Here is a 12,368-nt window from a genome sequence, read left to right as displayed (position 1 = left end):
AGCCGTCCAGTGGGAAGACTCTATAGGAGGAAGCAGTGGAGTTATCTTGCGTTGGGATCGGTGCTGGCCCGTCCAATTTGAGCCTTGCGTGTCAGCTACACGAGCAAGTTGGGCAAGGAGCGGTGTTCCTGGATCGGCAGGTCGACTTCCGCTGGCATCCAGGCAGTGCATTCGATTCCTCGGAGCTCCAGGTCAGCCACTTCAAGGACCTGGTCACTCTAGTGAATCCGCGATCAGCCTACACTTTCGTAAACTTCCTGCACGAGAACGGGCGTCTGTATCACTTCCTGAACGCACAGTTCGATGCCGTGCTCAGAGTGGAGTTCGAACAATACCTGAACTGGGTCTTCCACAGGAACCCACTTGTGCGTGGCGGTGAGACAGTACGCGAAATCCGCTTTGACGGCGAGTTTCGGGTGCGGACGGATAAGGCGGTTCTCGGCGCCAGAGACGTCGTGGTCGGCATTGGCAAGCAGGCGCAAATTCCGCCTCAGTTCCAGGGCTGGACTGGACGCAACCTGTTCCACTCATCTGTTTTACTGCACATCCACCCTGAGGTGCGGAGAAAGCATGTCTGCGTGGTCGGCGGAGGACAATCGGGAGCCGAGGTGATGTTGCATCTTATCGGCCTGCCGAAAGAACGGCGGCCTGCCTCGATCACTTGGGTCTCGCAGCGCGAAAACTATCTGCCTCTCGACAACAGCCCGTTCACAAACGAGTTGTTCATGCCCTGCTTTTCGGATCGTTTCGCGGCCATGAGCGAGTCGCAGCGTAAGCTGCTCCTGCGGCGTTTCGTGCTTGCCTCGGACGGCATTTCAGAAAGCACGTTGCGGGCGATCTATCAGGCGCTCTACCGCCACGCATTTTTCGAGCCAAACCGATCCGACATCACACTGCGGCCGGGCTGCACCGTCTCGAACTGCATCAACGCCGGCGCGGGTCACAGGCTGACCCTGCAGCACGGCATGGTCGAGGTCGAAGAAGTCAGGGCTGATATCGTCGTGCTGGCCACCGGTTACGAGAACGCGATCCCAGACTTCTTGGAACCTATCGCGCACCGGCTGGAGCATATCGACAATGAATTAGCTATTAGCGAGGATTTTTCGGTGAGCTGGGACGGACCGCGTGACAGGCGCATCTTCGTACAAAACGCGAGCCTCGGGCAGCGCGGCCTGGCCGATCCGAACCTAAGCCTGCTGGCCTGGCGCGCGCGCCGCATCCTCGATAGCCTTCTTGGGCGCGCGCCATGCGCGAACCCCGAGCATCCTGGCTTCATCAGCCATACGTCGATCGAGAGCTGGCCCGCCTCCGTAGCCGAAGAAATGGGCAGCGGGATATGACTCGTAAACTTCTGATCATCGGCGGTGGCATCCTGGGAATGATGTCCGCCTCCGCTGCGAAGGCCGGAGGCTTCTCCGAAGTCATCGTGACCGAACAAGTTCTTGGACCAAGCGGCGCATCGCGTTATTCTGGCGGCGTGCATTTCCCCTACCGTTGTCAAGGCCGTACCAGGTCGCGCACTCGAAAGAGCGCCGTGGTCTTGGGGGCCATGGCTGGGTCGGCGGTCAGCGGATGGTGCCGGCCTTTAGCGATGCGTGTCGTGGCTGGACCGGGTGAAGCGGTTGATCCGGCCCAGTTTACCGAAGCCCTGGACCCGGCCGAGCATGACATAGGCAGTCTCGCGCCGAGCTTCACCGGACAAAATCCGTCGGAGCGGAACGCACTTAGCATCGCCGTCCCACATGCGTGGGCGTCTCCGTGGACCGCAACTAGCCACCGACTGCCCTAATTGGGGTCCGACCAACCAGTCTTTCCAACAGGAGGCTTTTCGCATGTTGACTGATACACAAAGAGACAAGTGGCAGAAAGACGGATACGTCAGGCTCGAAAGCTTCTTTGCGCCAGCGGCTCAGGAAGATATCTCTAATTTTGTCGAAGATGTGTCACGCTGGGATGTCAGCGATGATAAATGGCTCTTGTGGTTCGAGAAGACGACGGACAATCGAAAGATCATATCCAAGATCGAGAATTTTCTCGACTTCCATGATCCATTGCTTCGTTTGCTCTTAGAAGATCAGCGCATAAAGTCAGCAGTCGATGATTTGCTTGGAGAAGATTCGCGCAGGCTCAAGGAGTTGCTGATTTTCCACTACCCCGACAGCGGCGGCTATCTCCCGCATCAGGACATTTATCACATTCCACACAAACTCCCCGACCGGATGGTCCATGCCGTGGTTGCCATAGGCATCGACGACTCCGACCCGGAAAACGGCGGGCTTTTCTTCAGCCCCGGCAACCACAAAAAGGGGGTCTTTCCCATGGATGCCGGTGGGGTGATCTATCCTCAAGTCGCCGAAACGTTCTCCTGGGAACCCGTAGTATGGAAGGCTGGCGACATCTTCATCTTCGACGATTACGCACCGCACTGCTCACGACCGAACAAAAGCAATCGTTCTCGGCGGACACTCTACTTGGTGTTCCAGCGTGCCTCAACCGGTGGGCCGACCCGCGCTGAATATAACGTGCTTAAGCGCGCCCTTAACCCGCCCGAGGGCAAAGTGGCCGATCTCGACAATCTCAAGCCCCCAAATGGGATCTTCTATCGCGATTGAGCTCACGCAGCCAGGCGGAGGCATGCACACGAAACTGATCGACCGCTCAAAAAATGCGCGGACGGTATGGCGGTCTGATTTGCGAGCTCGCGGAGCATCGGACGCTTCGGCCACGTGGATTGTGGAGGTGGTCGCAGGCGGTCTTCTGTGTGCCTACAGCCCGACTAGCGCCCCCCTTGGTCGCCCGCCTGCCGGCCCAGAGCTGCACTATCCTGGCCGGGCCGCCAACGGGTCGGACTGCCGTTTCTCTCCATGAAGTGCACTTGAGGCTGTTCGTTGCAGCCGAAGGTCCGGCCCACTCTTCAACAGCTTAGGTTCGTTGTCATGCGCAAATACACGTTTTCTCGAACGGAGCTGTCGCGGGCGTTCGGTATCGACACGGCCACGCTTGGAACGGGCAGCGCTCGCACGGGGTTTTCGTTCGGAAAGGTTGGACCCGGGGTCATATCCGAGCCCCATCGGCACGACGAAATCGAGGCCTTCGTGGTCCTGTCTGGCGCGGGCAAGGTCACCACCGACCTTGGGGAAATCTCGGTCGCGGCCGGCGACGTCGTTCTGTTCCATCCTTTTGAAGCGCATGTGCTGCGCAACGACGGGAACAAAGACCTAGATTTCGTCGCTGTCTACTGGCGAGACGGCGAGGCCGCCCTTGATGCCGCTGCAAAGTTCACGGCTCCACGCGGCCCAATCTTCGTCTTCTCCACGCCGCCAACGCCAAATGGCGATCTGCATCTGGGGCATCTTTCTGGCCCCTATTTCGGCGCTGATGTCTATACCCGTTTCCTGCGCATGAAAGGACTCGAGGCCTATCACCTGACCGGAAGCGACGATTACCAGAGCTACGTCGCGACACGCGCCGATGCCGATCAATCGACTCCTGCAAACGTGGCGCGCTACTACGCCGACGAGATACGCGCCACGCTTGCACTTCTCGATTGTGAACTCCACAGCTTCCAAGCCACAATGGGCGATGACGGTTACGGCGAGTTCCAAACCGCGTGTTTCCGGAGTCTTCTGAGCAGCGCGGCGGTAGATTTGCGCCAGAGCCCTGCGCTTTTTGATGCCGTGACAGGCCACTATCTTTACGAGCCGGATGTTGGCGGCCTCTGCCCCGATTGCGGCGGCTCCGCCGCTGGCAACATCTGCGAGGAATGCGGTGCCCCAAACCTTTGCCACGACTTAGGTGCAGCGCGGTCACGGAAGTCTGCAAAGGCGCCGGTGGTCGGCTCCCTCCGCCGTCCGGAACTTGCCATGGACCAATGCTACGACAATATCGACCGGCATCTAAGGGCGTCGGGCGTCCCGCTACGGATCTTGGATCTCTTCGCGCGCCTGCGCCAACGCGGCGACTTCTCAGTGCCCATTACCCACCCCTCGGACTGGGGCCTGCCGGCCGAGGGGTTCCCGGGGCAAGTGATCTGGGTGTGGCCGGAGATGGCATTCGGTTTTCTGTACAACATCCAGGCGCTCGGCCGCTCGATGGGTCGCGACTGGAAGGCGGAAATGCCCGGCAACGACTGGCAGATTGTCCATTTCTTCGGCTTCGACAATTCGTTCTACCACGCGCTACTCTACCCCGCTCTTTACGCCGAGGTCTTCTCCCACTGGACGCCACGCATCCGCTATCACGTCAACGAGTTCTACCTGCTCAACGGCAAGAAATTCTCAACCAGCTGCCGCCATGCGGTCTGGGGCAAGGAGGTTCTGAGCCCAAAGACAGTCGACGTCGTGCGCCTCCATTTGGGCCTGACACGCCCAGAAGGTGAGCGGACGGATTTCACGCTGGACGCGCTGCGCCGCACTGAGAACGAGGTGTTCCAAAGGATCTGGCTGAACTGGCTTGAGGCGTTGAACCAGGAAATCAAGCAGGATTTTGCCGGCCGTGTACCCGATGCAGGCGATTGGAGCCCGGTCGACCGCGCCTTCTTTGCTCGGATAGAGATCTATCGCGCGGCGATGGAGCGCGCCTATTCGGACGAAGGCTTCTCGGTTCGGCGCGCGGCCGCTCAGGTCTGCGATTTCGTGCGCGATTGTGTAATCTACCGTGGGGCGCGAGACTATACGGCGGCCCGACGTTTCTATCCCGCCCGCAATCGGACTTCGACAGCCCTTCAGACGACGGCCGCTGCGATCCTGGCACCGACACTCGCTCCGCTGATGCCCCGCTTCGCCAGAACGCTGGCGCGAGGCATCGATGGCGTCTCAACCGAAACATGGCCCCGATCCGCCCAGCGCCTTGCGCCCGGAACGCGCTTTGATCTCGGACCCGTGTTGGTGTTCTACGCCAAATCCGGCAATCCTCATCTTGATGAGGAGGAAGCACTATGAGCCCAAAGGTGCACCAGTGAGCTGTCCCAATCTCGACCAGATCTGCGCGGTAATCAAAGCCGACGATGCCAAATATCTTGACTCGCTGTCAGTGGCGACCGAAGCCGCTATCAAACGGTAGAGACCAGAGTAGCGGACCAGAACCAACGCGTCGTCGACAACCCTGGCCCGCCCTTGGAGGACCGCCCGGCCGATCGCTTCCCAGCCCTTGCTGTTCGTTCCGCAAATGCCGTGTGGGCTCGACTGCGCTGACCAACCTCTTCGGCATCGGGATTTCCGTCCTCCAGCCGGTCAAGGCTGTCATGCGGTTCGACCCGCTTGGTCTCCTGGCGAACCCTGGGTCGTGCGCCGATCACTACTGTGAATGCTGAATGCGAATGCCTGCGTGATGCTATCTTCGGTTCTGTCCGAGTCTGTACCGGCACGGCAGTCGGCCGAAGAACAACTGAGCTACTGACATCGGAAGGTAGCAAATTCTGCCCTACAAACCCGCTACTGCTCGCAACCAGCGTTCACGGTGGCGATGGTGCGCAAGCTTCCAACCAGACCCGCGCAACCACAGCCCGTCGCCTCAGGCGAGGGCCGCCAAAAATCGCGAGCGTCGAGAGATACATCCAGTTTTTTAGGGTCGGCTAAGCTGTGTCTAACGAAAGTAACGTGACATGGACTCAATCTTCAAGCCAAGTACCTCGTACCTGTCCGCTCTCCTGCGTCTGCAATGACTGCGGAGCCGATCTTGACGATCAGCCTGCGAGCCGACTCTTGGGCCGTCCTCGTTGGAACTTTTTTTCTAAGCTCTTCTTGCATCCAATAGCGTTTAGTTGGTGAGCAGCCAGAGACAAAAATTGGGATCTCTCATCAAATTGCGTCTCTCTGTCTCGCGCTTTCGATTGGATCAATGTTCCGAGACGATCACCTTTTGTCTGGTGCCACCTGCGCTGGTGCGGAGAGTTGAGGGGCCGCACACTGTTCCTGATCGCCGGCGGTCGGAAATGGTGTGATCGACCAATCGATTAAATCGACGGCCTGCTGAAGTACCGCCTCGGTACGAGCCCGGATGGGTGAGGCGGCGATAACATGTCCGATCCAGTCCCGGTGATCGCCTTTCCTGACGATCCGCGTCTTGGGCCCAATATAGAATTCGACCTCGGCGACGCCTGGGACAGCAGTCGCCCGACTGTCCCCGTCGATCCAATCGAGCGTGCCATCGCGATCCGGAACTAGGATTCGCGCAGCCGCAATCTGCGAATGCCTTCTACGCAAATCCCATTCCTCGCCGATGACAAGCTTAATGTGCTCGGTGATTAGGTCGACACCATAAGCCAGCTGAATCATTTGAGGATTGGGCAAACCCGCCATACGCGGATTGACTTCAATGACGACTGGCCCACGCTTCGTCCACCGGAGTTCAATGTTCGTTGGCCCCCAGCCAAGGCCGAGAGCTCGCAAACTGTTTTGCGAAATATCTACGATGCGCTCATTCTCATCATCTGTCAGCGGGGCCGGTAGAGTCAATTCACGAAAGACGAAATGCGGTGGGGGGCCGAACTCTCCGGCATAAATCCCAATGACCTCATTTCCCATTATGTCGGCGCAATAGTAGGGGCCTTGTACGAATTCTTCGACCAGTATCCTCGGTGACGACCGCCACATGTGCTTCCCACCCAACAGATAGGTCGTATGTTCGGCCACCTCATCGATGTCGCGGCACAATCGGACACCACTGCTGCCGACTCCTACGGCTGGCTTGAGAACCACCGGAAAGCCGATCTCCCCGGCAGAGCGTGTTACATCCTTCGCATCCGTTGCCAAGCGATAAGACGGCACTGGAACGACGGCCTCCCTGAGGAGCTCACGTTGAACGAATTTGTTGCAACATCGTTCAATAGACGTTGCGTCTGGCCCCGGTAGATCGAAATAGCGGCAGAGCTTGCCAACTGTCGCATAGACCGACTCATTGGCGCACGTAATGCCAGCAATGCCATAGGTCGCACGAAGCCGGGAACATTCGTCGGTCAAGGCATCGAGGTCGGCTGTATCGACACGGATTGCCTCGGCCTCTTCCCTCGCAATATAGTCATACTGAGCTGGATCAGCCGATAGGGTAATCGAATGAAGGCCAAGACGCTGGGTTGCCTGGATGTATAACAGACCAGTCCTCGAGCCTTCAACCAGGATAAGTACTCTTTTGGTCATTGGCTTTTGCATTTTTGATGCGCCCTAATCTCAGACCTGTCGTGAAATTATCACGGGTCGACGATTTACGGTTGTGAAGTTGTATGAATGAATTGTAAACGGCTGTTAATGTGGCCGCTGGATCCTGGGGCGGAAGCGGTGGCGATGGAGGCTAAGAGTGTTGGCCGCTATCGCCGGCATGGGCAAGTACGTTCCTCACCAAGTGGATGCGATAGCGCTGCCATATGGCCGACAAAACCTTGGTGCGCCGCGTTCTTGGCTTCATGGGCATTGGAGACGCCGAGTCGCGAGGCCGCAACGGGTCAGCTTGCGCAGGAACTCCGTCCAATTGGCTCGCCCTCAGACGAGACGTGCCAATCTTATCCCCAGTACCTCGCGTCGTCCGTCCGCGTGACGCCGACGGTATGACGACGGCGACCGAGACGATCGGCCCACCACGGCGGACCTTCGGGCAAGTGGCGTCAACCCACAGGTATGGCCGATCGCCCTCGATCGGCCGCTCGAAGAAAGGCCTCACGTTGATACCAGGCTGCCGCTCACCCCTTGGCGTCAATCGCCGGGTCGAGATGGGCTCAAAATATAGCTTCCTGGATGACGGCGGTCAGCGCGGCGGGGGTTCGAGTAAACCCGGGGAGTACTTCCTTCCTGAGCTTCGGTGCGCAGCTCGACGGCGCCGGAGCGCGCCTCCTTGTCGCGCTCGCGACGTTGCGGGTGGGCGGGGCGCAGCGGGTTCTTCTATAGGCGGGGCCGATGGCTGCGCCCACCTCCATTTCCATTCGCCGTTCGGCAAGCCGACCATCTGCGCAGACATGTTGCTCAACTCCTGATCCCTTTTTGGGGTTGCCCGCAAGGCAAATGCCCGCAGGCGGCAGCGTCCGCATTCAATGGGCCATCAAGAGTCGTGCCATTTTGCTCGCTGCTGCTACTGCTGGCAGCCGTTTGTCAGGGTGTGCATCGCGCACAACGAAGGGACTCGAGGAGCCACCAGCGATCAGATCGCTCGGTCGAAAACGCGCAGTGACCTTAAGGATCTGGATGTCTTGGCGGTGTCGAACGTTCCGCAACATTCCCCTTTGAACGTTTATCCATTGTCGGAAAGCGGACAGAACCGCGTTCGCGCAGACAAATTGAATGAGGACCTCGGAAGCGAACGGTGTTGAACCGAAATTGTTTTTCGACTTGGCACAGCTCATGCGGTTGTACAGTGAAGTTCATGCAGCAACGGACTAGCGACGAAACATTGCGCGAGGTGATGAGCGTTGGTGGGAACTGCCCACTTACTGGCATGCTCCAGCCTTTCGATGAAGCAGGGTAAGGCGACCGTCAGCTTGCCGCTGTCGACTTTTGGCAGCAATCACTGTCCGGGCGCCAAGGTATTTAAGCCAGTCCCGGATACATCGACCGGCCGCCACTCAGGAGATCATGCGACTCGCAAATGAAGACCCTCCGTCGCCGCCGGGCTGCTCAGCACGTCGGCTGCACGGGGCGGATGCGTAAGAACTCGAGAGCTTTGGAGAGAACCCAAATGAAGATGCTGACGATGCAGACTCTAACGCCGACCCTCTCGGGTCCGCGCCGGCCGTTGCGTTTTGGGCGCGAGTCGTTAGCCAACCTCATCGCAAAGAATTTGGACAGGTTTGCGTCGAATATTGCTGTGCGCACGAACGATAATGGCGACGTGAGTTACCGCGAGTTGGGGATGTCCGCGTCCGGCCTTTCAGGGCGCCTGAAGGCTGCTGGGGTCGGCCATGGTGATGCGGTCATTGTCAAACTTCCCCGATCTGTAGAACTGGTTGCGACCATTTTGGCTACTCAATTGCTTGGTGCAGCCTTCGTTCCTATTGACCCAGCGGAAACCGACCAGCGATTGGACTATATCCGCCGCAACACGAAACCCAAGGCCATAGTCGAGCACCATTCCAATGGTTCGATCCGCGTCGAGCGCCTTTCGCAGAGCGGCGGCATCAAGTCAGCCTTCTCGGAGATCGCCTATATCATGCATACCTCCGGAACCACTGGAATCCCGAAAGGGGTGCCGGTTTCCCAGGCAGCTCTTCTGAATTTGGTCGACTGGTATGTCGACATGATCGATTTCTCGGAGCGAGCTAGCATTTCGCAGCTTACGCGCCCTGCGTTCGATGTTTCCATTCCCGAATTCTTCGTACCATTCGTGACAGGCGGTGCGATAGTCTTGCCATCCACTCAACTGCAAACACAGATTATTCAGACGATCGAGTTTCTGGCTCATAGCCGAACCAACGTCGTTCAGATGGTGCCGACGCTGCTGCGACGGTTTCTTGGAACTGTTGAACGTCTGCCTCATATTGCTGAGCAATTCACCGATCTAAAATATCTGGTATGCAATGGTGAGTCCTTGCCAGATTCAGTTAGGCGGCGATTCTATTCGTGCCTTCCCAATGCCATTCTAATAAATAGTTATGGTCCTACCGAGTGCTGCGTTGCCGTTAGTTACCACTATTGCCCTCGAGGTGATGAAGCCAGTCCGATGTTCATCGGCAAGCCAGCGTGCAACGTCGATTTCTTTGTTGTCGATGAGAACGGGTCCAATGTTGGCCTTGAGGCCGAGGGCGAGCTCTGGGTGGGAGGCGTGCAGACGTCACATCGCTATGTCGCTGATGAAGCACAATCGAAATTGCGCTTCGCGCGATGCATAACGGACAATGGTGAGCAAGTTCTGTATCGCACTGGTGATTACGTCATGGCTTCGTCAGAACACGGTCTGCGGTTTCTCGGAAGAAAGGATGAGCAAATAAAGTTTCGCGGAACCAGACTGGAGAAAGGGGAAATCACTAGCGCGATCGACCAGACGGGTGCTTGCAGGGACTCAGCGGTGGTCGTGCTAAATGGAGACGACGACGCGGATCAGGAGCTGGTTTGCTTGGTGACGCCTGCGAGCGCCGACGTGGATGAAATTCAGCGGCGGCTATCCCGTGCGCTGCCGAAAGATCGTGTTCCTCGACTTGTTGTGCCTATTGTCGAGCTTCCCTTCACCGCCAATGGAAAACTCGATCAGCTCGCGCTTGAGAGAGCAGCCAAGGAAGCGCTTCGGGCGAATACTAGGCCTGCCGCAGCTCACCCCCAGGCCGGACAGGGAACGGGGTCACCTTTGGATCATCTACTGAAGGCGGTGCGCGCTGTCACGGAACGACCGGCTTTGCCCAACTGCGCGGCCCGGGAACATGGCATTGATTCCCTGCACTTCCTCGACATACAGCTCATGCTGGCCCAAAGCGGCCTCATGTTCGGCGAAGACGTCTATGAAGCGCAAGGCCTGTCGCTCGAGGAGTGGGCTAGGCGAATTCGACCGATCGACCGCACCGGATTTCAAGCGGGCGCTACTGCCGCGTGCGGGCAAGCTTCCGGATTTGGAAACGAGCTCGCGCAAATTGTTGAATACGTCGAATCACGAGCGCCCAGCACCATTGTCCTGCACTCATCTTTGGTGGCGCTGAGGAACGTAAGTGCGGATGAGGTAACGTCCACTCTTCTGAAAGCATTAGTGCGCGTCTCCGCTTCCTCCACAGTTATTCTCCCCGCGTTCACGTTGAGCTACTGCGCCACCCGGCATTTTCACTGGACGGAGACGAAGTCCGAGACAGGCGTATTGGCCGATCTAGTGTTGAGACAGCTTCCCTCCAGGCGCACCAAACATCCCGCCTATTCGATGGTCGTTATCGGCCCGGGAACGGAACGATTGTGCCAGACAGATTGGTGGCAGGGCAGCCCGTTTGGCGATGACTCGATATTTGGCGAGATCAGCCGCTCAGATGGTTTGATTATCGGCCTCGGCACATCAAGCTTTACACATGTGCATAGGTGCGAGCTGTTAGGGGACGTACCTTACAGCAAGACAATTAACCTAAGGGGGCTCGCTGACTTCGGAGAAGGTCCGGTGGATCTCTCGACCTCGGTTTATGCTCGCGACGTTAAGGGTCGACCCGAGTATTCCTTCTTGGCACACGATACTCAGCGCGACGTTCGCGAAATGAGAGATGTGCTGCGGCAGTTCCCAATAGGCGGGACCCACGCGATGTTGGTGGACGCAAGAGAGATGGAGGCCAAGCTGGTTCCCGTCATGCGGGCCGAGCCATATGGCTTTTTGGACGAGAGAGCCAGAGCCGAGGCGCAACGCGCATATCCGAGCGAAGAAGAGCAGGCCGACCCAGGCTTTCAAGTTTCGACGGAACTTGATGATCTCAGCCCGAGTCCGGGAGTTGAGATATGACCCCTGGCAAGCAAGGTTTCGTCAGCCCACCTAGCTCAAGTCAGGAAACGTTTGATGCGACTCGATCGGATCGCGATTTGCCGACGGTCGTTCATGCGTTTGCGGACGACCGCTTCGCCGGCAATCCGGCGGCAGTCGTGCTCTATGAGAAATATCCGGCAACGGCCGAGTGCCTCCGGCTGGCGCAACGGTTTCGCCAGCCTGTCACCGTCTTTCTTCGCCCGTTGGAAGTTGCAGGTCATTTCGAAATTCGCTGGTTCACGCAGAACGCCGAACTGGATCTCTGCGGGCATGGAACGCTGGCGGCGACATACTGGCTTTATTTTTTCGCCGACTACGGCCGGCACCTTCGAGTGTCCTATCAGTCGCAAAGCGGCCTTCTCCACGGTTGGCTGGAAGGGGACGTCGTGCAAGTCGCGCTTCCGGCAATCGACACGGCTGCGGCAAATTCCATGGAATATGAAACGATCGAACGGTGCATGGGCCTGCCGATCAAGGAAGTTCGGAGGGCGTATGATGATTTCGTTGTCGTCGTCGGCGACGAACGTCTCGTTCTTGACTATGAGCCGAATTTTCGGACCATAGCAGAGATCGATTGCCGCGGTCTCGTTCTCACGGCTCTTGTTGATCCAAAAGGAGCACTCGCCGAGTTTGATATCGTGTCAAGGTTCTTTTCGCCGAGGATCGCTATCAATGAGGATCAGGTCTGCGTGTCCGCGCACTGCAAGCTCTATCCCTATTGGGCAAGGGTCCTGGGGAGGACGGAGCTGCGTGCGCTGCAGGCATCTGAGAGTGGAGGAGTGCTGCAACTCTCATCATCCGATGGTCGTGTGATCGTCGCAGGAAAAGCCAAGCTAGGGAACGAAGGCCCGCTAGATGATCACCACGGATTGCCGTTTGCGTGGAAACGTTGGCCACGAACTTTGCAAGGGCGCGAATAGCAGGTGCCGTGAGAGGCTTATCCGAAATAGTCGCCGTGCGCTCCG

At 58.0% G+C, this 12,368-nt stretch carries 6 protein-coding genes; 5 read left to right on the top strand and 1 reads right to left on the bottom strand.

Features of this window, described 5'->3' with window-relative positions; translation table 11 throughout:
- Positions 1–35: 35 nt before the first annotated feature.
- From NKI64_RS29135 to NKI64_RS29125, 3 genes are all read left to right on the top strand, one after another.
- The gene (locus NKI64_RS29135; protein WP_352671604.1) at positions 36–1,340 is read left to right on the top strand and encodes a lysine N(6)-hydroxylase/L-ornithine N(5)-oxygenase family protein; all 1,305 of its coding nucleotides are present in this window, start codon (positions 36–38) and stop codon (positions 1,338–1,340) included.
- A gap of 492 nt (positions 1,341–1,832) precedes the next feature.
- Positions 1,833–2,612 (top strand): phytanoyl-CoA dioxygenase family protein, encoded by a 780-nt coding sequence (locus NKI64_RS29130; protein WP_352671601.1) that lies wholly within the window; start codon positions 1,833–1,835, stop codon positions 2,610–2,612.
- 324 nt (positions 2,613–2,936) lie between these two features.
- Positions 2,937–4,940: a class I tRNA ligase family protein gene (locus NKI64_RS29125; protein ID WP_352671598.1), complete on the top strand. Its 2,004-nt coding sequence runs from the start codon at positions 2,937–2,939 to the stop codon at positions 4,938–4,940.
- 912 nt (positions 4,941–5,852) lie between these two features.
- Here the strand turns inward: NKI64_RS29125 and NKI64_RS29120 are convergent.
- The gene (locus NKI64_RS29120) at positions 5,853–7,136 is read right to left on the bottom strand and encodes an ATP-grasp domain-containing protein (RefSeq protein ID WP_352671595.1); all 1,284 of its coding nucleotides are present in this window, start codon (positions 7,134–7,136) and stop codon (positions 5,853–5,855) included.
- 1,525 nt (positions 7,137–8,661) lie between these two features.
- On the opposite strand from NKI64_RS29120, the gene NKI64_RS29115 reads away from it, so the two are divergent.
- Together NKI64_RS29115 and NKI64_RS29110 are read left to right on the top strand one after the other, a co-directional pair.
- Positions 8,662–11,382: an AMP-binding protein gene (locus NKI64_RS29115; RefSeq protein ID WP_245263165.1), complete on the top strand. Its 2,721-nt coding sequence runs from the start codon at positions 8,662–8,664 to the stop codon at positions 11,380–11,382.
- A complete protein-coding gene (locus tag NKI64_RS29110; protein ID WP_352671592.1) occupies positions 11,379–12,323 on the top strand; it encodes a PhzF family phenazine biosynthesis protein in 945 nt (314 codons plus the stop codon). The genes NKI64_RS29115 and NKI64_RS29110 overlap by 4 nt, the downstream gene beginning before the upstream one ends.
- The last annotated feature ends 45 nt before the right edge of the window (positions 12,324–12,368 follow it).

Origin of the sequence: Mesorhizobium sp. M0478, assembly GCF_040321305.1 — a bacterium.
Classification (GTDB): Bacteria; Pseudomonadota; Alphaproteobacteria; order Rhizobiales; family Rhizobiaceae; genus Mesorhizobium.
Note: the sequence above shows the minus strand (reverse complement) of the source record. Positions and strands in the feature narration are given on the sequence as shown.